The organism is Frankia sp. ACN1ag (assembly GCF_001414035.1).
Lineage (GTDB): Bacteria > Actinomycetota > Actinomycetes > Frankiales > Frankiaceae > Frankia > Frankia torreyi.
The window spans coordinates 80165-99985 of record NZ_LJPA01000026.1; the positions used below are offsets into that span (position 1 = coordinate 80165).

The window sequence follows — 19821 nt, forward strand, 5'->3', positions numbered from 1 at the left end:
GGTCCGACCTCGCGGCTGCTTATACTGAAGATTTTATCGGTCCGTCGTCGGGGATGCACGAGCGCCGTCACGTCGATGGTGTGATCTCGCCGCCCCACCTGGCAGCCGCCGTGCGGGTATCGGTGCGCGGCCGGCTCGGTCGCTCGGGGCGGTCATGGATCCACGATAGATCGTTCACCTCAGGATGTCGAACATATGTTCGTATGCGTGACGTCCGTGCGGAGCGGCGCCGTATGGGGACGCCCCGGGGCCGCCGGAGGTCAGATGCGGCGCCAGCCGGTGGCGGGGCTTGAGGTGCCGATCGTGGGCACGATCCGGGTGCGCGAACCGCGCGGCGCGACGACCATGACCCGCACCGTCCGGGTGTTCGCGTCGATCCGGTAGAGGATCCGCCAGGTCCGGCCGCTGGCCTCGTGCATGCCGACCTGCTCGCCCGGAATCGGGGTGCCGGCCTTGCGCGGATCGTCGCGCAGCTTGCCGTCGAGGAACCGGCGGACCTCGCCGCGGGTGAGCTCGGCGAGCTTGGCCAGGTCCCGCTCGGCCGAGGCGGAGAGGGTGACCTCGTGCTTGTCGCTCACCGCGGGCCACCCATTCCGCCGCCCGAATGTGGCCGGGGCCGTCCCGTGCGGGAGAGGACGACTTCCGTGTTGTTCACATGGTGATCCTATGCGGCCGCCCGTCCCGCGGCCCCCGCTTCGCGCTCGTCGGGCGGGAAGTGCGGGTTCGGCACGGATGCCCGCGGGCCATCCCTCGTCCCCACGCGACCGGATGACACGGACCGTCGCCGCTGTTGACACTTGGCATGCGCTACGGAGACGACGACACGATCCGTCATCTGCTCGCCGACACCGAGGTGTGGGCGGTCGTCGGGCTGTCCAACGACACCCGCCGCACCGCGTTCGGCATCGCGGAGTACCTGCGTCGCAACGGTAAGCGGGTGGTGCCGGTCCACCCGTCGGCGCCGGTGGTCGCGGGGGAGCAGGGGTACGCGACGCTGAGCGAGATCCCGTTCGCCGTCGACGTCGTCGACCTGTTCGTCCGCTCGGAGCTTGCCGGGCCGGTGGTCGACGAGGCGGTGAAGATCGGCGCGAGGGGCGTCTGGCTCCAGCTCGGCGTCCGCGACGACGCGGCCGCGGTCCGTGCCGGTGAGGCCGGCCTGGACGTCGTGATGGACACCTGCCCGGCGATGGAGGCCCCCCGCCTCGGCCTCGGCTGGACCCGCTGACCGGACCCGCTGACCGGTCAGCGCCGGTGGCGACGCCGCACCGTGGTGCCCGCCGCCGCCGCGTCGCCGGTGTCGGCGGGACGGGTTGCCGGTCCGGCCGGGTCGAGGTGGTCCTGGCCGGCACGGCGTGTCGCCGACTTCTCAGTCAGCGACGGCCCGATCGGTGACGGCCCGATCGGTGACGGCCCGATCGGCGACGGCCCGATCGGCGACGGTCCTCCTGTCGACGCTGGCCCCGGCAGTGTGGGTTCGGGCACCGCGGGGGCCCACAGCGAGGTGCGGGTGATCTCGTCGGGGGCCCGGCGGGAGCGGCGGACCAGGGCGAGCCGGCGGGTCGCCAGCGCCGCGGCGGGCGGGATCAGGACGAGCACGGGCAGCAGGTAGCGATAGTCGAAGCAGACCGTGGCCGCCGGCACCACGAGGATCATGACGCCGGCGGCCGCGAGCAGGGCCGTGTCGGCGCGTAGCCGCCGGTGTTCGACCGTCTGGTCGTGCCAGCGTCGGCGGGCCCGGGCGCCGCGTACGCCCAGTCGCGGGGCGCGGCGCCGGGCCGGCACCGCGATCGCGACGACGGCGAGCAGCAGCATTCCGGCCAGCACCGGCCCGGGGGTGAAGCCGTACCGCTGGTACCCGCGCAGGAAGCCGGCGGCCGACTCGTGGACCTCGCGCTTCGGCGCGTCGCCGTGCAGGCCCAGCAGCGGCTCGCCGTTGTGCAGGAAGCGAGGCTCGTCCCCGGTGGGGAAGCGCCAGGTCGCGTCGGGCCAGTCCCGGTGCCCGATCGGTCGGCCGGGGCGGAAGTAGTGGGCGAGCTCCCCGCCGACCATCCGGACGTAGTCGCCGAACTGGTAGCGGATGACCTGGTGGGTGAAGTCGCGCAGCAGCGCGTCCCGCTCGTCGGCGGGCACGTGCAGCCGCCGGGACGGGCTGTTGACGCTCCACACGTAGTAGCTGGGGTCTGGCCGCTCGGCGACGGGGTGGGGGGAGCACAGCACGAGCTGCGGCCGGCTCAGGTGCAGTCGGTCGCAGTCGGCGATCGGTGCCACCCGGCCGTACATCCACACCGCGTCGCCGCCGGTGAGCGCGTACTTCCCGTGGCTTGCATGGAACCAGGTCGCGTAGCCGGCGAGCGGCACGGCCAGGGCGACGACGAAGGTCGCGAAGCGAAGCCAGCCGACCCGGCGCAGCACCAGGTAACCGACGACCAGCACGGCGAGGGCCACGCCGATCGTGCGAACCAGGCCCGCGCCAGCGAGCAGCAGCCCGGCCAGCCCGCACGCCCACACCGACGGGCGGGGCGACCAGGTCAGGGCGACGATCGCGGCGACCAGCAGCACCGCGAACAGCGTCTCGGCCATCACGTAGTGCTCGATGACCAGCTCGTAGGCGTCGAGCAGGATCGGCGCCGCGGCGAGCGCCGCGATCGGCGCCGCGACCCGGCGGTGCACCAGCAGGACGTAGAGGGTCACGCCCAGAGCCAGCCCCGCCGCGTGCTGGACGACGGTGACCCACCAGAGGCTGTCGGTGAACGACAGCAGCCGCAGGAACGCCGGGTAGCCCGCCGGCCGCATCGGGTCGGGGGCCTTCAGCGTCGACAGGCGTAGATAGGCGTAGGAGTCGCCGTAGAACTCGAACGCCGGCCGGTAGGCGTAGGCGGTGACCGCTCGCAGTGCCACGCCCGCGGCGAGCAGGATCGCGAACGGCAGATGGCGCAGCGGCCGGCGGTCGCGGCGCGGCGGCGGCCCGTCCCCACCGCCCGTGTCGGCGCCCAGGACGACCGGGGCGTCGGGTGAAGCCGGGGCCCTCGCGGCGCGCTTCGCGTCGCCGACATCATGCGGAGCGTTACCGCCGTCGCCGCGATACTCGGGTTCGTCCCCGCGCTCTGGTTCGCCGGAACGGTCCGGCTCGTCGGGGTAGACGGGGTAGGCCGGCCCCGCGGTGGCCGCCGAGGGCGTCGCCGCCGTCGTCCTGACCGGGGGCTGGGGCGGGGAGCCGCTGCCCTGATCAGGATGCGCGTGAACACGGGGCGGCGGGAACACGTGCCTGCCCAGGACGACCATCGTCGATGTCCGCCGTTCTCAGAACCCGACGGCCTCGGCCGGGTGCTCCTGCGTCTCGTAGTGCATGCCGACCAGCGGCGCTCCGCCGGGCGGATCGCCGGGCGCCCGCATCGCCGGGCGGGCGGCGGCGCGCTGATGGCCGCCGCTGGGCCCCGCGGTCAGCAGGCGCAGGAAGAACGAGCCGAACGCGGTCTGGGCGCCGAGCACCATCAGGGTCATCGCGAGCAGCGCCGGGCGCATCTCGTTCAGAGGACCGAGGTCGTTCGCGAGCCAGCGTACGAGCACCACGACGTCGACGACGAACCCGACCGTGAACAGGCCGGCCCCGAACGCCAGGCCGCGTTCGAGGGTGAACACCCGGTGGATCAGCGGCAGCGGCCAGCGGCGGCGCTCCTGCCAGCCGACCGCGTGGTTGTGGACGTCCGCGCAGACGCCGAGCAGCACGAGCTGCCAGCCGAGCAGTGCCAGCAGCGCGAACAGGATCGAGAAGTGCAGATCCAGCCGNTGGAAGCCGAGGTCCAGGGAGCCGGGGAGCAGGACCGCCTGGCCGACGAGCCCGAGCGCCAGCAGCACCAGACCCGGCAGGACGAACAGGTATCGCGGCGCGAGCAGCAGCATGAACCGCAGGTGGCGCCAGCCGTCGCGCAGCGAGTGCAGCTTGGAGTCACCCACCCGCGGGTGGTAGGTGATCGGCACCTCCTCGATGCGCAGCCCGGCCCGCCCGGCGGCGATGACCAGCTCGCTGGCCAGTTCCATTCCCTCGCAGCGCAGCCGCATCCGCAGGTACGCCTCGCGGCTGAACGCGCGCATCCCCGAGTGGGCGTCGGACGAGCGCACGTCGAACAGGCGGTTGAGGATGCCGGTGAGCACCGGGTTGCCGACGTAGCGGTGCAGCCAGGGCATGGCGCCGGGCAGGATCTTCCCGGCGAAGCGGGAGCCGAGAACGTAGTCCGCCCGACCGGCGCGCAGCGGGGCGAGCAGCGCGGAGAGGTCGGAGAAGTCGTAGGAGTCGTCGGCGTCGCCCATCACGATCAGCCGCCCCCTGGCGGCGGCGAAGCCGGCCAGGTAGGCGTTGCCGTAGCCGCGTCGCGTCTCGTGCACGACCCGGGCGCCCGCCTCCTGGGCGAGCTCGGCCGACCGGTCCGTCGAGCCGTTGTCGACGACGACGACCTCGCCGACGGCGCCCGCGGCGGCGAGCCCGGCGAGGGCCTTGCGTACGCACACGCCGACCGAGTCCTCCTCGTTGAGGCACGGCATCACGACCGAGACCTCGAACGCCTGACCGCGCGAACGGGTCGCCCCGCCGGCGGCGGGAGTCTCCCCGACGGTGTCGGCGCCGGTGCCCGTGGCACCCTCCATCGTCCGTACCCCCTCCATGGCCGGGCGTGCCCGCGACCGCCCACCGGTGGCCGTCCGTGACGGGAGTCCCTGACCGGTCGCCGGTGGGCCGGCGCCAGTCGTTCAGGCGGACGCATCAGCAGACCGACGCGAGTCATTCTCGCGGCCGGTGCCACGGATCGCTCGCCCGCAGCCCCGTAACCTACCGATCTGCTCGCATGGTCCGATTACCGGTGTCCATCTGCGGACACCTCGTGGCCTGCCCGAGCGGCTAGCACCTGGGCGCCATGCGGCTGCTGTCCTGGTCAGGACCCGATCAGTGCGCATCTCGCGATCGGCCCGCACTGTGGCGCGGCAGACACGCCGGGCCCTCCGCACGCGCCTCGGTGTGACGCTTCTTACGGGGAGGCGTAACGTCTGGTGCCCGTGCAAGCTGTTCGCGTTTCAGACGAGGTGCCGGCGCTTCCTGCGTCGACCGAGGACCCAGACGCTTCCTCCGCTTCCGCAGCCTCCCGGGCGCTTCCCCCACCCCGGCGTGGCTGCCCCCATTCCCCACCCTGCCCCACCGCCGAAGGCGCCGACCGGGACGCCGCGCGGGTGACCAACCAGCACTGGGACCAGGGCTGGAGTCTGCTGTGCAACGGGGTGATCCTGTTCGACGACACCGGGGAGATCCTGCCGACCGGTCGCACGGTCGAGCCGCGGCGTGCCCTGCCGCGGGCGGCCTGCGCCCCGCGGCCCCCGGCGCCCCGGCGGGCGAGCCAGGCTCCCGTCCGGGTCTGACCGGCCGGGCGCCGTCGGCGCCGTCCTGTCCCGCGGCTGTGTCGTGTCCCGTGGCTGTGCCGTGTCCCGCGGCTGTGAGGTTTCGTCCAGATTGATCCGACGGCCTCGCGGGCGGGTACGGTGCCGGGCGTGACGGCGAGATCGGCGGGCGGGTCTGTGCGGGGGATTGTCGGAGCGGCGCGGGGGACCGGCCTGGCCGACCGGTGGCGGGCGGAGGTGTCCCGCGGGTCCCGGGTCGGCCTGCCGCCGGCCACGAGTCCGGTCGGGCGCCGGGCCCGCCTGCTCATGCGCCGCGACATCGCCCTCGGCCGTAGTTTCGTGCAGGCGTTCACCCGGGCGGACCGCTCGCTGTTCACCGCGCTCGCCGGTGGGCGCCCGCTGCTCGACCCGGTCCTGCCGCGGCTGTCGCACGCCGCCGACCACGGTCTGCTGTGGTGGGGCGTGGCAGGGGCGCTGGGGGCCACCAAGGGGCGCCGCCGCCCGGCGGCCGCCCGCGGCCTGATCGGGCTCGGCGTCGCCAGCGTCCTGGCCAACGGGCCGGCCAAGCTGGTCTTCCGCCGCGACCGCCCGCCGACGCACGGCATCCCGCCGCTGCGCCGGCTCTCCCGCGACCTGACGACCTTCTCGTTCCCCTCCGGGCACGCCGCGTCCGCCGCCGCCTTCGCGACCGGGGTCGCCCTCGACGCACCCGGGGCGGCGGTGCCGGTGGCCGCCCTGGCCGCCGCCGTGGCGTTCTCCCGGGTGTACGTCGGGGTGCACTACCCCGGGGACGTGGCCGCGGGGATCCTGCTGGGCGTCGGCGCGGGCCTGCTCACAACGAAGGTGATGCCGCGGCGGCCCTGGGTGCCGGCGCGGGCGAGCCCGGCGTCGGCCTGGGCGCCGGCACTGCCCGAGGGGGACGGCCTCACCGTCGTCGTCAACGGGCGCTCCGGCCAGGGCAACCACGCCGATCTGCTCGCCGTGCTGCGCGCCGACCTGCCGCTGGCGGAGGTCATCGAGGTCGGGCCGGCTGACGACATGGCCGCCGCCCTGGCCGGCGCCGCGTCGAAGTCGAGGGTGCTGGGCATCGCCGGCGGCGACGGAAGCATCAACGCGGCCGCGCAGGTGGCGCTGGCCCGCGGCATGCCGCTGGCGGTCTTCCCGGCGGGCACGCTCAACCACTTCGCCGCCGACCTGGGCCTGGTCGGTGCCGGCGACTCGGTGCAGGCGATCCGCGAGGGTGCGGCGGTCGCCATCGACCTCGGTCGGGCCGACGGCATCTCCGCGGTGTTCGACCGGTTCTCCCGGATCTTCGTGAACACCGCGAGCCTCGGGGGCTATCCCGACATGGTGGCCGTGCGCGAACGGTTCGAGCGGCGCATCGGCAAGTGGCCCGCGATGATCATCGCCCTGTGCTGGGTGCTGCGCCACGAGCCGCCGTTCGAGGTGGAGATCGACTCCGAGCGCCGCCGGGTCTGGCTGATCTTCGTGGGCAACGGGGTGTACCGCCCCGACGGCTTCGCGCCGACCTACCGCAACCGGCTCGACGAGAGCCTGCTCGACCTGCGGATCGTCGACGCGTCGGCGCCGCTGGCCCGGCTGCGGCTGGTGGGGGCGGTCCTCACCGGCCGGCTCGGCCGCAGCCGGGTGTACGAGCAGCGCACGGTCGAACGGGTGCTGATCTCCTCCCACCAGCCCGGGCCGCTGCCCTTCGCCTGTGACGGCGAGGTCACCGAGGGGGTGGAGCGGATCGTGATCACCCCGAGCGGTGCCCGGCTGGTCGTCTACCGCCCGCGCCGCCCCGGCGACGGCTGAGTCGCGACGGCCGGCGCCCGACGGCCGGCGCCCGACGGCTGACGGGCGGAAGCTCGGGGCGGCCGCTGCCCGAGCCTGCCCGAGCGCTCAGCCGCCGCGGTGCTGGAGCGGGATGAGCGTGTGCAGCGGGCGGGTGAGCTGCGTGAACTGGGAGGAGTCGAGGAGGTCCTCGACGAGCAGCGCGCAGGCCAGGTCGGCGCACAGCTCCATGACCCGGTGATCCTCGCTGGAGTCGGTGGCGGCGCGCTTGCCGCGGCAGTCCGGGCACAGCCGCCAGAACCCCTCGGCGGCGCTGCGGCGCACCAGCGTCCACACCCGGCGGCGGCCGGTCACCACGGCGCTCGCGAACGCGGCGTCCATGGCCTGCTGGTGGGCGGAGTCGTCCCGGGTCAGGGCGCTGACCAGCAGCCCGTCGAAGACCTCCAGGCTGTCTGGGTCGTGGCAGCGGCCGGCGAGGACCGGCAGCGCGGCGAGGACCCGCTTGACGTCCGCGGCGGCCGGGCCCAGGTCGGGCTCGTGTGAGCGCGCCCGTGGGTAGACCGCGCGCCAGGGCCGCATGAGCGCGGCGTACTCGGCGCGGCCGAGGATGGGCCGCGCGTAGGAGGCGGCGACGGCGTCGCGCATCGCGCGCAGCGCGGTCGCCGCGACCGACGGCTCGACGGTGACGTAGTCGGCGCCGGCGAGGTCGTCGGCGTAGATGGCGCTCAGCGCGTCGAACGCGGCCAGCACCTCGACGATCAGCGGCGAGTCGGGGGCCAGCGCCTTGTCCCGAGCGGCGGCCAGGTAACCGGAGTTGCGCCAGGCGGCGGCGAGCGAGCCGAGCTCGGCGTCGGTGGTGTGCACGAGCTGGGCAAGGATGCCGAGGATGCCCCGCAGGTTGGGGTGCTCCTCCAGCCGTTCGATGCGGCGGGCTCGAAGGATCATGCCATCCGCCCGCCGCTGGTGGGGGCCCCGGCGCACACGGATCGCCGCGGGGTCACCGCGAGCCTGCCCGGCCACGGCGCGGATGGTGCCACCGCGAGTATGGGGGTCGTCGTGACACCGTTCACCTCGTCCTCCTCGACCGTCGCGGCCTGCGCCGGGCAGCCGTCGTCCGAATCCGTGCGGGTGAACCGGCCGGACATCCCGTCACCGGCCGGATCATGGGCGGCGCGGCGGATGCGGCGACCGTACCTGATCACTTCATGGTCCCGCGTACCAGGCAGGCCACATCTCGTCGCTCTCCGAGACCGTAGCTGCGCGGGGCGGCGTGCGCGGGGAGTGCCGCCTGCGTGGGGTCCGCGGCGTGGTACGCCGCGTCGCCGATCTCCCGATGTCACCTCCGTGAGACTAGTGTTCGCGGNCCCGATGTGGAACTCGTTGTGCCTTTAGGCGGGGCATGACGGTGGTGGCACGGCGGTGCCATTTCGGGCGCAGGACGGATCGGCATGGCTGCCGGAGGCGGTGTGGCACGTCGGTGTCGGCCATCCTGGTCACGCAGGGCGACGACGGCGCCGGTGTGCACCGGCGCGCCGCCGCAGAACCCCGCCGGGGTGAGGCTCGTGACACCACGGCCGGGCCGGCGGCGGCCGGCCGACGGACTCGGCCGGGGCCCGCTTGGGCGGCGATTTCCCTGGGAGTGCCGGCACCGGCGGGTGATGGTGGCGGCGCCGGCCGGGGGGTGCCTCCGTGCGGGGGTGGGACCGGGGGTGTCGCGACGCGTCGCGGCCCACCGATGGTGGCGCCCCCGCCGGGGTGGACCGGGGGTGCCGGGACGGCCGGCGCCGCCACCGCCGCATCCCCCCGACGGGTGGGACCGGGCGGCGCTCCGGCTGTGGACGGCGAGCGGGCCCGGGGTGGACAACCTGGTCAGGTCGTCCACCCCGGGCCCGTCATGGGTCAGTCGGCCTCGCCGGTCGGCCTGCCTCGCCGGTCGGCCTGCCTCGCTGGTCGGCCTGCCTCGCTGGTCAGCCGGCGTCGGTGCCGCCGACGGCGTCGTCGTCGTCGCGCAGGCCGAAGCGGCGGATCGCGTCCTCGACCAGGCTGGCCTTGACCTCGCCGGCCCGGACCAGGGACTCCAGGGCGGCGACGACGACCGACTCGGCGTCGACCTTGAAGTGCCGGCGCAGCGCCAGGCGGGTGTCGGAGCGCCCGTAGCCGTCGGTGCCGAGCGAGGTGAACGCCTGCGGCACCCAGCGGGAGATCTGGTCGGGCACCGCACGCATCCAGTCGGAGACCGCCACGACGGGGCCGGGGGCGCCGTCGAGGATGCGGGTCACGTACGGCACGGCGTCGTCGGCCTCGGGGTTGAGCAGGTTCGCCCGCTCGCAGTCGAGGGCCTCCCGCCGCAGCTCGTTCCACGAGGTCACCGACCACACGTCGGCGGCGACGCCGAAGTCGGCGGCGAGGATCTCCTGCGCGGCGAGCGCCCAGTGGATGGACGTGCCGCTGGCCAGCAACTGCGCCCGCGGTCCCGAGTCGCCCTCGGCGCCGCCGTTCGGCAGGCCGCCGACGAGCTCCTCGGCCGGCCGGAACCGGTACATGCCGGCGATGATCTGCGCCGGGTCGAGGCCGGCCGGCTCGGCCGGCTGGGGTACGGGCTCGTTGTAGACGGTGAGGTAGTAGAAGACGTTCTCGTCGCGCTCGCCGTACATCCGGTCCAGGGCGTCGCGGACGATGTGCGAGACCTCGAACGCAAACGCCGGGTCGTAGGCGACGCAGGCCGGGTTGGTCGAGGCGAGCAGCAGCGAGTGGCCGTCCTGGTGCTGCAGGCCCTCGCCGTTGAGCGTGGTCCGCCCGGCGGTGGCGCCGAGCAGGAAGCCACGGCCGAGCTGGTCGCCGAGCGCCCACATCTGGTCACCGGTGCGCTGGAACCCGAACATCGAGTAGAAGACGTAGACCGGGATCATGTACTGCGCGTGGGTGGAGTACGACGTGGCGGCGGCGATCACCGAGCCCATCGAGCCGGCCTCGCTGATGCCCTCGTGCAGCATCTGGCCGGACTCGGACTCCTGGTAGGACAGCAGCAGCTCGCGGTCGACGGCCTCGTAGCGCTGCCCGTGCGGCGAGTAGATCTTCGCCGTCGGGAACATCGCGTCCATGCCGAAGGTGCGTGCCTCGTCGGGGATGACCGGCACGAACCGCGCGCCCATCTCCTTGGTCTTCATGAGGTCCTTCAGCAGCCGGACGAACGCCATCGTCGTGGCGACGGGCTGCTTGCCCGAGCCCTTGCGCAGCTCGTCGAAGATCTTCGCGGGCGGCTGGGTGAGCGGCTTGGCCCGCACGACGCGGCGCGGCATCGAGCCGCCGAGGGAGGCCCGGCGCTCCCGCATGTACTGGATCTCCTCGGAGTCCGGCCCCGGGTGGTAGTAGGGGGGCAGGTCCCCGGCCAGCGCCGAGTCCGGGATCTCCAGGTAGAGCCGGTCGCGGAACTCCTTGAGCTCCGCCTTGGTCAGCTTCTTCATCTGGTGGGTGGCGTTGCGGGCCTCGAAGTCCTTGCCCAGCGTCCAGCCCTTGATGGTGTGGGCGAGGATGACCGTGGGCTGACCGGTGTGCTCGGTGGCCGCCTTGTACGCCGCGTAGAGCTTGCGGTAGTCGTGGCCGCCGCGGGAGAGCTTGCGCAGGTCGTCGTCGGCGAGGTCGGCGACCATGCGGCGCAGGCGGGCGTCCGCGCCGAAGAAGTGCTCGCGGATGTACTCGCCCGACGACGTCGTGTAGGTCTGGAACTGCCCGTCCGGGGTGGTGTTCATCCGGTGGACGAGGACGCCGTCGGTGTCCTTGGCCAGCAGCGGGTCCCAGTCGCGACCCCAGACGACCTTGATCACGTTCCAGCCGGCGCCGCGGAACAGCGACTCCAGCTCCTGCATGATCTTGCCGTTGCCGCGGACCGGGCCGTCGAGGCGCTGCAGGTTGCAGTTCACCACGAAGATCAGGTTGTCGAGCTCCTCGCGGGCGGCGACGCCGAGCGCCCCGATCGACTCCGGCTCGTCCATCTCGCCGTCGCCGAGGAACGCCCACACCCGGCTGTTCGAGGTGTCCTTGATCTGGCGGTTGAGCAGGTAGCGGTTGAACCGCGCCTGGTAGATGGCGTCGATCGGGCCGAGGCCCATCGACACGGTGGGGAACTCCCAGAAGTCGGGCATGAGCCGCGGGTGCGGGTAGGACGACAGCCCGCCCGACTCGCTCTCCCGGCGGAAGGCGTCGAGCTGCTTCTCCGTCAGCCGGCCCTCCAGGAACGCACGGGCGTAGATGCCCGGAGAGGCGTGCCCCTGGATGAAGATCTGGTCGCCCGAGTCGCTTCCCGGCGAGGAGCTCAGGTGGTCCTTGCCGCGAAAGAAGTGGTTGAATCCGACCTCGTACAGGCTCGCGCTCGACGCGTACGTGGCGATGTGGCCGCCGACGTTGAACTCGGGCCGGTTCGCTCGGCTGACCATGATGGCCGCGTTCCACCGGATATACGCCCGGATGCGGCGCTCGACATGTTCGTCGCCGGGGAACCAGGGCTCGCGCTCCGGCGGAATCGTGTTGATGTAGTCCGTGCTGGTCAGACCGGGAACCCCGACCGCCTTCTCGCGGGCTCGTTCGAGGAGCTTCAGCATGAGGAAGCGGGCCCGGCCGCGGCCGGACTCCTCGATGACCGCGTCGAGTGACTCCAGCCACTCGTTGGTCTCCGAGGGGTCGATGTCCGGCAGCTGACTCGGCAGCCCGTCGGTGATGACCGAGAACTTCCGGGTTGTGTCCTGCGCCACGCCTTCTCCTGCTCCTCAAGCTTCCGGGGCCGCCGGTGCCGCTCGAGAAGATCCTCCTCGTGCGTCCGTCGGCCCATGTGTCACTTCACGTGCTCGCGGATGNGGGAACCCGCATGATCGATGCATCGCCGCGTCCTGGCCGCTCGTCAACTTCTCCTGTCGGCATGCCGCTGCGGGTGGTCGGCCGACTCCCATCGGCCGAGGGCGGGACCCGGCGAGCGAACACGCCTTGGTCCCATCGTGCTCCGTCTGCGCGACCTCGTCACGCACGCCTTGGTTACTTTCGAGTAGAGAATCGGGCGATACGCGCGGCGTTGTCGACATGTCGTCCGCGGCGCAGCCGGTGAAGGGCCCCGCCTGGTAGACAATCACCCTGATGGACACCCGGATGAAGACCACGACGCTGTCCGTGCACACCGGCCGCCAGGAGCGTGTGGTCGACCTCACCCCCGACGCGGTGGAGTTCGTCACTGATTCCGGTGATGGCCTGCTGTCGGTGTTCGTGCCGCACGCCACGGCCGGGCTGGCCATCCTCGAGCTGGGCTCCGGCAGCGATCCCGACCTGCTCGCGGNCCTCGCCGAGCTGCTGCCCGCCGACGGCCGGTGGCGCCACGCGCACGGCTCGCCCGGCCACGGCCGTTCCCACGTCATGCCGGCGTTCATCCCGCCGACGCTCACCGTCCCGGTGCTCGACGGTCGGCTCGCGCTCGGCACCTGGCAGTCGATTGCGCTGGTCGATCTCAACGTGGACAACCCCGACCGAACGGTCCGGCTGTCCCTCCTGACGGGATGATCGAGCGTCCGGCGACGGAATGATCGTGCCTCGTTGCGGGTACCGGCGGGTAGTCGCCGCACGTCGGCCACGCCGTCATCGGTCCACAACCGACGGCGTGGCACTTGCGCAGCCACCGGGAGGTCCGGTGGACTAGGTCGAGACGCACCGGGTGATGGACCCCATCGCGCCGGTGCGTTCATGCACGGGACGTCTCCGCGGCCCTCGCGGAGCGTCACACACGAACAGGAGGTAGCGCAGGGTGAGTCCGACCGCGGCGAACGCCGAGGGTCAGCGCCGGGCGGAGCGACTGGGAGTCTCCGCCGGGACCCAGGTGCAGTCGCTCAACGAGGACGATGACATCGCCCAGGATCTGCTGGACGCGGTGACCAGCGCCAGCGGGACGGAGCTGGTCCCCGAGGACTCCGACGACGTCGTCGACATCGTCCTGCTGTGGTGGCGGGAGGACGACGGGGATCTGGCCAACGCGCTCATCGACGCGCGCCGCCAACTGTCCGACGAGGGGGTGATCTGGTTGCTCACCCCCAAGGCCGGACGGGACGGTCATGTCGCGCCGAGCGACGTGCTGGACGCGGTGCCCACCGCGGGTCTGGTGCAGACCAGCACGCTGAGCGTCGCGCAGGAGTGGTCGGGTCAGCGGCTGGCCGCACCGAAGTCGCAGCGCGTGCGGCACCGCTGAGGCCGGCGCGAGGGCGTCCGGCGGCCCGTGTGGGCCCGGGCGCTGTCGAGTCATGCCCGCGTCCGGGTCGGGTCGGGACCTGCGCCGGCCCGCGCGCGGCCTCCACCGATACGTGCGGGGACCCGAAGGGCCCGCGTGGCCGGCTGGCTCTCCCGCGCCCGGGCTCAGCGGTACAGCGGCACCTGCTGGCCCTCGACGGCCCCCGGGTAGCGGTCCCAGAGGCGGTTGAGTTCGAGCTGGAGGAACAGCGGCCCGAAGCCGATCAGGAACAGTACGAACGCGAGCACCGGATTCGTCTCCGGCACCCCGGCGGCGTGCTGGGCCGCGCGCGTGCGGGTACCCAGCCGCCAGGCGGCGACGAACGGCGGCACGAGGACCAGCCAACCGACGAGGAACGCCAGCAGGGACAGGGCCGGGTTGACCTGGATACGCCGGTCGTACTCACCCAGCTCCCGGTTCGTCTTGTAAACCCACACGAAGTAGTAGACCCCAAGGGTGATCAGGGGCAGGCCCAGCCAGACGGCGAAGGGGTTGCGGTGCTTGCCGAGTACCCCCGCCCCACCGAAGGAGTCCGGCGCGCCGTGCGGCCCATCCGGGCCGGGCGAGCCGTAGTCGGGGGTCGCGGGGTAGCCTTGTTCGGGCTCGGGGCCGGGCAGTGACTCGCGGAAGGCGTAGATCGGAAAGCCGCCGGTCGAGGTGCCCGGACCGTCGATCGGGTGGGGTTCCTGCGCGGGGTAGCCGTGCGGTTCGGGGTAACCGTGCGGGGTCGCACTCTGATTGGTCAAGGTGGTCCTGCCCTCATCGGTGTCCATACCTGTGGCGCACGCGGAGCACGCACCGTGTTACGCGCATGTCCGGCCGATGGCTCCCGTGTCGATCGGCCAGACTAGGCCAGTCTGACGTAGGAAACCCGAACACTCGCCGCATCAGTGTCCCGGGAGCGCGAAAGATACCTTCTGTTGGGATCGAATGCGGGTGAACCTTCGTCTGGGTGACAGTCGAGTGGCGGCCCGAAGCAGGTGATCGATGTCTGTCGGTGCGGGTGGTCCTGCGCCCTGCGTGGATCGGCCGTCGATCGTCCTCGCAGGTCGTGGTCAACGCCTGGGCGCCCGGTGAGGCGGACGGACGGCTCCCGGGCGTCCGTGTGGGCCATCCGCGGCTGGTCGNCCGGTTTCATCGCGGTCGGAACTGGCATGCTGGCTCTGGGACGGCGGACCGATCTGCGGGGGCGCCCGAACCGGTGGGTGCCGTCGCCGGTCCGCTCCCGTTCCCACCTGCCGTTGCGATCATTCGATCTGTGGTGATCCTCCGGATCGGCCCGTGCATCGTCCTCGGTGCTCGGTCATCGTGATCAGCGTCATTTGTGATTAGCCCCATCGTCGTGGAGAGGAAGCGCCCGTGACCGTCGAGGTTGGCTCCGTCGCCCCGGACTTCTCGCTGAAGGACCAGAACAACGAGACCATCACCCTGTCGGAGTTCCGTGGCAAGCGGAACGTCGTCCTGCTTTTCTACCCGCTGACCTTCACCGGCGTCTGCCAGGGCGAGCTGTGCTCGGTCCGCGACGACCTCGGCTCGTTCCAGAACGACAACGTCCAGGTGCTGGCCGTCTCCGTCGACTCGCCGTTCGCCCACAAGGTCTGGGCCGAGCAGCAGGGCTACGAGTTCCCGCTGCTCGCCGACTTCTGGCCGCACGGCGAGGTCGCCAAGGCGTACGGCATCTTCAACGAGGATCGGGGCATCGCCGTGCGCGGCACCTTCGTGATCGACAAGGAGGGCGTCGTGCGCTGGAAGGTCGTCAACAACATCCCGGACGCGCGGGACCAGGCCGAGTACCTCAAGGCTCTCGCCGCCCTCTAGGATCTACCTACGGGAGCCGGCCTGGCGTACCTGGGTAGTCGTGGGGCCGGCTCCCGCTGTCGACGGCCCGTTGGAGCGTCGGTGCCCGACCGGCCGGTCACCATCCGCCGATCGAGGCGCTCGATCGTTCCACGGGGCGTCGCCGCATGCGTAGTCTTAGTCAGCTTCGTTTTTCTCGTCTCCCGGGCGCGTAGCTCAGCGGGAGAGCGCTCGCCTTACAAGCGAGTGGTCGCAGGTTCGATCCCTGCCGCGCCCACGCGCTGGCTCCGCGTGCTTGTCGATCTTTGATCGCCTGCGCCGCAGCCGCAATGTTAGCCGGGGGGACGACCCCCCGAACCCCCCGGCGGGGCGCCTGCGGCGGCTTCCGGGGTGTGGTTGGCGGGGCCCGGTCTGTTGCCACCCGTCTGGGCCGCCCCCGGGGCGGCTGCTGGGGCGCTCGGGAGGCGTGGATCGCCGGCGGCCGGCACGTCGGTGCACGTGGATCCCTCAGTCATCTCGCCGTGACTACATCGCCTTGACCGTGGTGAAGGTGTAGCCGCGGGCGCGCAGTTCCCGAATGATTCCGCCCAGCGCGTCCGCATCCAGGGTCGAGCGGTCCTGCGGGTTCGCGCCCACGTGCATGAGGACGATCTCGCCGCTGCTCGCGGCGGCCAGCACCCGGTCGGTGACGCTCTGCATGCTCTGGCCACCGGAGGTGCCCTTCCAGCCGAGCGTGTCGACCGTCCAGCGGATCGGCACGTAGCCGAGGGCGTTGACCGCGCCGATCGTGCGCGCGTCACGGTCGCCGTACGGGAAGCGGAACCAGGGGCGCGGGTCGACCCCGGTGACGCTCTGAATGGTCGCCTGGGCACCGAGCAGCTCGGCGCGCAGGTCCGCGTCGGTGAGNCGGGTGAAGTAGGGGTGCGTGGCCGAATGGCTGCCGATGACCTGGCCGCGGGCGGCGATGGCGCGCGCGGCGGCCGGGAAGGTCTGTGCGAACCGGCCGGTGAGGAAGAAGGTGGCCGGCACGCCCTCCCGGCTGAGCGTCGAGAGGATCGAGTCCACGCCGTCCGCGCTGGCGCCGGCGTCGAACGTCAGCGCGACCATTCGGCGGTCGGTCGGGATGCGCTCCCAGTCCCGACCGACCAGGCGCGTGGGCACGCCCGTGGTCGGTGCCGTCGGTGCCGTCGGGGGCACCGGGGTCGACGGCCTAGTCGACGTCGTCGGCCTCGCCGGGGTGGGCCGTATCGTCGCGGTCGCGGTCGCGGTCGCCGTCGCTCCGCCCGGCCCGGTCGTCGTCGCGGTGGGCGGGACTACGCCGGTGCCGGTGCCGGTGCCGGTGCCGGGACTGGCGGGCCGTGCCGTGCTCGTGGCGGTGGCGGTGGCGGACGTCGGGCCGGGCTGCGTCGCGATGCCGCTGGAGCCGCCGCAGGCGGTGAACGCGACGGTGGACGCCACCACCAAGGTGACGAGGGCCTGCTGTGAGCGTCGCATGGCGCCTCCCGATCCGACGCGGACGAGGTCTCACCCGACGTCGTGAGCAGGAGCCTTGCACCGCCCACGGGTGCCGGCAACGGCCCAAGGTCNCAGCCGGGGCAGGTCGGACGGCCCGCCGCGGGAGCTCCGGCGGGGTCCGGATTTGGCTGGCAACCTTCTGGAGATCGCCGTCCTGCTCCTTGACGATGGCACTGAACTGATCATCCGCGCGATGCGGATGCGGATGCGTCTGCGGCTGGACCTGGAGCTGCGTGCGGTCCTGGCTACCGGGTTGCGGGCCAGTGCTCCGGCCTTCAGGCCGGGGGTGAAGGCCCGCGCGGGAAGGCCGTCTCGCGGCCTGAGCGTGCTCTAAACCGGACGGGTCTGTTCCTCGATGTACCGGCGGAGCACGTCCAGCGGCGCGCCACCGACAGACCCGGCGAAGTAGGAGCCTGACCAGAGCCGGTTCGCCCGCCAGTAGTGCCGGGCCAGGTCGGGGAACTCCTGGCGCATCCGACGGGACGACACGCCTTTCAGGCTGTTGACGAGCTTCGACAGGGCGATTTTCGGCGGGAAGTGGACGAGCAGGTGGACATGGTCGCCTTCGCCGTTGAACTCGACCAGTTCAACCTCGAAGTCGGCGCACACCGCCCGCATGATCTCTTCCAGGTGGGTCAGGTGNCGGTCGTCGAAGACCCGATGCCGGTACTTGGTCACGAAAACCAAGTGGGCGTGCAGGACGAAAACGCAGTGCCTGCCAGCGCGGATACCCAGATCTGTCGTCATAGACCAATGGCACGACTGTGATCGTGCAGCTCCGGTACAGCTTCCGCTTGTATCCGAGCGTCGGTCAGCGGGTCGCGCTGGCGCGGGCGTTCGGCTGCGCGCGCGTGGTGTACAACGACGCGCTCAGCACCCGAGAGACGGCGCGCGCGGCGGGGCTGNCGTTCCCGAAGTCGGGCGACCTGTCGAAGATGCTGATCACCGAGGCGAAGTGGACGCCGGAACGGGCGTGGCTCGCCGAGGTGTCGGCCGTCGTTCTGCAACAGTCACTGCGCGACCTCGACACGGCATACCGGAACTTCTTCGACGGGTTGAAAGGCAAGCGCCCGAGGATGGGGCCACCCCGGTACAAGTCGAAACGGGACAGCCGGCAGGCCGTCAGGTTCACCGCGAACGCCCGCTGGTCGTTCACCTCGGGCGGGAAGCTGCGACTACCGAAGATCGGCGACGTGGACGTGAAGTGGTCCCGGCGTCTGCCCTCGACGCCGTCCACGGTGACGGTGGTCCGGGACAGCGCGGGCCGGTACTTCGCGAGCTTCGTCATCGAGACCGGGCCGCAGGAAACCCTTCCGGGTTCGCACGCCGAGATTGGCGTCGACCTTGGGCTGACGCACTTCGCGGTCCTCTCGGACGGCACGAAGATCGACTCTCCTCGGTTTCTTCGCCGGGCCGAGAAGCGGCTGAAGAAGGCTCAGCGGGACCTGTCCCGTAAGAAGAAGGGTTCGGCGAACCGGGCCAAGGCCAGGCTGAAAGTCGCCCGTGCGCATGCGCGGGTGGCCGACGCACGGCGCGATTTCCACCACCAGCTCTCCACCAGGCTGATCCGCGAGAACCAAGCGGTCGCCGTGGAGGATCTTGCGGTCAAGGGGCTCGCCCGGACACGGCTTGCCACATCGGTGCACGACGCCGGATGGTCCGCGTTCGTCGGGATGCTGGAGTACAAGGCCACCCGGTACGGCCGGGTGTTCGTCCGGATCGGTCGCTTCGAGCCCACCTCGCAGGTGTGTTCGACCTGCGGTGTGAAGGACGGCCCGAAGCCGCTGGACGTCCGGGAGTGGACGTGCGCGGCCTGCGGGTCGCATCTCGACAGGGACGTGAACGCGGCGGTCAACGTCGCGAAGGCCGCCGGACTGGCGGCGTCTGCCCGTGGAGCGCAGGTAAGACCGGCACCCGTGCCGGCACCGCGCGGCGAAGCGGGAACCCACCCGAAGCTTGCCCCCGTCGGGGTGTAGCAGGCGGGAATCTCCGCCCTTCAGGGCGGAGAGGAGGTCAATCGTGCGCCCACTCCACCTGCTGATCGAGTCTCTCGGCGCGCAGGGTGGGAGGGCCGTCGTCACCGGCCTCGGGGCGACGAGATGGTCGCGGTCTCGCGTGAGGGGTGCCCGAACCCGGATCCGCCGGTCCGGCCCACCCGTTCACATACCCTGGACTGATCGACTTGGGGAGCAGATGCCGGACGACTGGCAGCAACTCAAGAATCTTGAACGGCGCCAGCTCGCCTCCCCGAAAGCGTCGCGTTCCTGACGACCGGAAGAATGTCGAGCCGGGCGGAGATCAGCAGGTAGCGGGACGCTGATCCGTGGCTCGCGGGGGCTTGCGCCAGACGGAGACGTGACTTTCGCTGTCGGTGGTGAAAGGGCTGCNGTCCCAGTCGGCGAACCGGCTCTCCGGCTCCAGGCCGGCGAGTTGCGCCATGAGGTCGCATTCGGCCGGCCAGATGTATCGGAACTCGCCGGAGCCGTGGCGCACCGTCCCGTCGGCCTCGTGCCAGTAGTGGTGGGAGGTGCACCGCTGGGTGGCGAGGTCGTAGGTGTCGAGCACGAGGTGTCGATCATCGGTGCGGATCGGGACCGCGGACTGGCCGGGAGGCAGGCGCCGTAGCGGCGNCACCCACAGCTCAACGACAAACCGCCCGCCGGGGGCGAGATGCCGGGCGGCGTTGCGGAAGCATGCCACCTGCTCCGCCTGGGTGCGCAGGTTGGAGATGCTGTTCCACACCAGAAAGACGAGGGAGAACTCGCCGGGCACAGCGGTCGTGGCCATGTCGCCGACGACCACGGGCAGGGTCGCCTCATCGACCTTGCGGCGCAGTCGGGCGGCCATCGAGGCCGACAACTCGATGCCGGTCACGGGAACGCCTCGGGCGGCCAGCGGGATTCCGACGCGACCGGNGCCGATCGCGAACTCCAATGCCGCGCCCGAACCGGCGAGACGGGCCAGCAGATCGACGGTCGGACCGAGCACCTCCGGCGCGAACTTCTCGGCGGAGATGGTGTCGTAGTGCTCTGCCGTTTCGTCGTCCCACACCTCGCTGCTCGTCACGGCGCCGC

Annotated in this window: 15 protein-coding genes, 1 tRNA gene and 9 pseudogenes; 11 read left to right on the plus strand and 14 right to left on the minus strand. The window is 72.0% G+C overall.

Going from position 1 to position 19821, the window contains the following annotated elements; translation table 11 throughout:
* Positions 1 to 260 precede the first annotated feature (260 nt).
* Positions 261 to 578: a type II toxin-antitoxin system RelE/ParE family toxin gene (locus UK82_RS21810; RefSeq protein ID WP_044888348.1), complete on the minus strand. Its 318-nt coding sequence runs from the start codon at positions 576 to 578 to the stop codon at positions 261 to 263.
* 224 nt (positions 579 to 802) lie between these two features.
* Here UK82_RS21810 and UK82_RS21815 point away from each other — a divergent pair, with 224 nt between their 5' ends.
* Positions 803 to 1225 (plus strand): CoA-binding protein, encoded by a 423-nt coding sequence (locus UK82_RS21815; protein WP_044888347.1) that lies wholly within the window; start codon positions 803 to 805, stop codon positions 1223 to 1225.
* Between the two features lie 17 nt (positions 1226 to 1242).
* Here UK82_RS21815 and UK82_RS21820 read toward each other — a convergent pair whose 3' ends face one another.
* The 3 genes and pseudogenes from UK82_RS21820 to UK82_RS39340 form a co-directional block, all read right to left on the minus strand.
* Complete coding sequence (locus UK82_RS21820) at positions 1243 to 3282, minus strand: hypothetical protein (protein ID WP_055409007.1); 2040 nt, start codon at positions 3280 to 3282, stop codon at positions 1243 to 1245.
* Between the two features lie 18 nt (positions 3283 to 3300).
* Positions 3301 to 3786 (minus strand): annotated as a pseudogene (locus UK82_RS39335) (glycosyltransferase family 2 protein); the annotation flags it as partial.
* A 1-nt stretch (position 3787) separates the two neighbouring features.
* A pseudogene (locus UK82_RS39340) lies at positions 3788 to 4641 on the minus strand (glycosyltransferase family 2 protein); the annotation flags it as partial.
* Positions 4642 to 5073: 432 nt separating this feature from the next.
* Between UK82_RS39340 and UK82_RS41625 the strand changes: the two are divergent.
* Both UK82_RS41625 and UK82_RS21835 read left to right on the plus strand, forming a co-directional pair.
* Positions 5074 to 5403, plus strand: coding sequence for a DUF5999 family protein (locus tag UK82_RS41625; RefSeq protein WP_255354335.1), 330 nt, complete (start codon positions 5074 to 5076; stop codon positions 5401 to 5403).
* Positions 5404 to 5688: 285 nt separating this feature from the next.
* On the plus strand, positions 5689 to 7197 hold the full coding sequence (locus UK82_RS21835) for a bifunctional phosphatase PAP2/diacylglycerol kinase family protein (protein ID WP_083507297.1): 1509 nt from the start codon (positions 5689 to 5691) through the stop codon (positions 7195 to 7197).
* Between the two features lie 87 nt (positions 7198 to 7284).
* Here UK82_RS21835 and UK82_RS21840 read toward each other — a convergent pair whose 3' ends face one another.
* From UK82_RS21840 to aceE, 3 genes are all read right to left on the minus strand, one after another.
* Positions 7285 to 8121: a hypothetical protein gene (locus tag UK82_RS21840; protein ID WP_011606163.1), complete on the minus strand. Its 837-nt coding sequence runs from the start codon at positions 8119 to 8121 to the stop codon at positions 7285 to 7287.
* Positions 8118 to 8378: a hypothetical protein gene (locus tag UK82_RS21845; RefSeq protein WP_055409011.1), complete on the minus strand. Its 261-nt coding sequence runs from the start codon at positions 8376 to 8378 to the stop codon at positions 8118 to 8120. Before UK82_RS21845 ends, UK82_RS21840 begins: the two co-directional genes overlap by 4 nt.
* 765 nt (positions 8379 to 9143) lie before the next feature.
* On the minus strand, positions 9144 to 11924 hold the full coding sequence (aceE, locus tag UK82_RS21850) for a pyruvate dehydrogenase (acetyl-transferring), homodimeric type (protein WP_044888343.1): 2781 nt from the start codon (positions 11922 to 11924) through the stop codon (positions 9144 to 9146).
* 388 nt (positions 11925 to 12312) lie between these two features.
* On the opposite strand from aceE, the pseudogene UK82_RS39350 reads away from it, so the two are divergent.
* The 3 genes and pseudogenes from UK82_RS39350 to UK82_RS21860 form a co-directional block, all read left to right on the plus strand.
* Positions 12313 to 12496 (plus strand): annotated as a pseudogene (locus UK82_RS39350) (YjbQ family protein); the annotation flags it as partial.
* Between the two features lies 1 nt (position 12497).
* Positions 12498 to 12717 (plus strand): annotated as a pseudogene (locus UK82_RS39355) (YjbQ family protein); the annotation flags it as partial.
* Positions 12718 to 12958: 241 nt separating this feature from the next.
* Positions 12959 to 13396 (plus strand): DUF3052 domain-containing protein, encoded by a 438-nt coding sequence (locus tag UK82_RS21860; protein ID WP_009742958.1) that lies wholly within the window; start codon positions 12959 to 12961, stop codon positions 13394 to 13396.
* Positions 13397 to 13560: 164 nt separating this feature from the next.
* Here UK82_RS21860 and UK82_RS21865 read toward each other — a convergent pair whose 3' ends face one another.
* Positions 13561 to 14181: a DUF4234 domain-containing protein gene (locus UK82_RS21865; protein WP_236706264.1), complete on the minus strand. Its 621-nt coding sequence runs from the start codon at positions 14179 to 14181 to the stop codon at positions 13561 to 13563.
* Positions 14182 to 14794: 613 nt separating this feature from the next.
* Between UK82_RS21865 and UK82_RS21875 the strand changes: the two genes are divergently transcribed.
* Both UK82_RS21875 and UK82_RS21880 read left to right on the plus strand, forming a co-directional pair.
* Positions 14795 to 15253: a peroxiredoxin gene (locus UK82_RS21875; protein ID WP_044888340.1), complete on the plus strand. Its 459-nt coding sequence runs from the start codon at positions 14795 to 14797 to the stop codon at positions 15251 to 15253.
* A gap of 184 nt (positions 15254 to 15437) precedes the next feature.
* Positions 15438 to 15509, plus strand: a tRNA-Val gene (locus UK82_RS21880).
* Between the two features lie 248 nt (positions 15510 to 15757).
* Here UK82_RS21880 and UK82_RS39360 read toward each other — a convergent pair.
* Together UK82_RS39360 and UK82_RS39365 are read right to left on the minus strand one after the other, a co-directional pair.
* A partial coding sequence (locus UK82_RS39360) for a polysaccharide deacetylase family protein (protein ID WP_236706265.1) occupies positions 15758 to 16138 on the minus strand: 381 nt, incomplete at its 5' end.
* Between the two features lies 1 nt (position 16139).
* Positions 16140 to 16429, minus strand: a pseudogene (locus UK82_RS39365) (polysaccharide deacetylase family protein); the annotation flags it as partial.
* Here UK82_RS39365 and UK82_RS39370 point away from each other — a divergent pair.
* On the plus strand, positions 16386 to 16772 hold the full coding sequence (locus UK82_RS39370; protein WP_236706266.1) for a hypothetical protein: 387 nt from the start codon (positions 16386 to 16388) through the stop codon (positions 16770 to 16772). The pseudogene UK82_RS39365 and the gene UK82_RS39370 overlap by 44 nt on opposite strands.
* Positions 16773 to 17077: 305 nt before the next feature.
* Here the strand turns inward: UK82_RS39370 and tnpA are convergent.
* Together tnpA and UK82_RS39375 are read right to left on the minus strand one after the other, a co-directional pair.
* On the minus strand, positions 17078 to 17389 hold a 312-nt coding region (gene tnpA / locus UK82_RS21895), incomplete at its 5' end, for an IS200/IS605 family transposase (RefSeq protein WP_236706267.1).
* A gap of 1 nt (position 17390) precedes the next feature.
* Positions 17391 to 17494: pseudogene (locus UK82_RS39375) on the minus strand (IS200/IS605 family transposase); the annotation flags it as partial.
* A 23-nt stretch (positions 17495 to 17517) separates the two neighbouring features.
* Between UK82_RS39375 and UK82_RS39380 the strand changes: the two are divergent.
* Together UK82_RS39380 and UK82_RS21900 are read left to right on the plus strand one after the other, a co-directional pair.
* A partial coding sequence (locus UK82_RS39380; RefSeq protein ID WP_236706272.1) for a helix-turn-helix domain-containing protein occupies positions 17518 to 17652 on the plus strand: 135 nt, incomplete at its 3' end.
* Between the two features lies 1 nt (position 17653).
* Positions 17654 to 18723, plus strand: a pseudogene (locus UK82_RS21900) (RNA-guided endonuclease InsQ/TnpB family protein); the annotation flags it as partial.
* A gap of 655 nt (positions 18724 to 19378) precedes the next feature.
* Here UK82_RS21900 and UK82_RS39385 read toward each other — a convergent pair.
* Together UK82_RS39385 and UK82_RS43060 are read right to left on the minus strand one after the other, a co-directional pair.
* Positions 19379 to 19662 (minus strand): annotated as a pseudogene (locus UK82_RS39385) (methyltransferase domain-containing protein); the annotation flags it as partial.
* 1 nt (position 19663) lies between these two features.
* Positions 19664 to 19813 (minus strand): annotated as a pseudogene (locus UK82_RS43060) (SAM-dependent methyltransferase); the annotation flags it as partial.
* Between the last annotated feature and the right edge of the window lie 8 nt (positions 19814 to 19821).

Bases quoted from the DNA above. Each gene is read 5' to 3' on its own strand.
- UK82_RS21815 (WP_044888347.1), top strand. From the start codon at position 803: ATGCGCTACGGAGACGACGACACGATCCGTCATCTGCTCGCCGACACC.
- UK82_RS21835 (WP_083507297.1), top strand. From the start codon at position 5,689: ATGCGCCGCGACATCGCCCTCGGCCGTAGTTTCGTGCAGGCGTTCACC.
- UK82_RS21840 (WP_011606163.1), bottom strand. From the start codon at position 8,121: ATGATCCTTCGAGCCCGCCGCATCGAACGGCTGGAGGAGCACCCCAAC.
- UK82_RS21820 (WP_055409007.1), bottom strand. From the start codon at position 3,282: ATGGTCGTCCTGGGCAGGCACGTGTTCCCGCCGCCCCGTGTTCACGCG.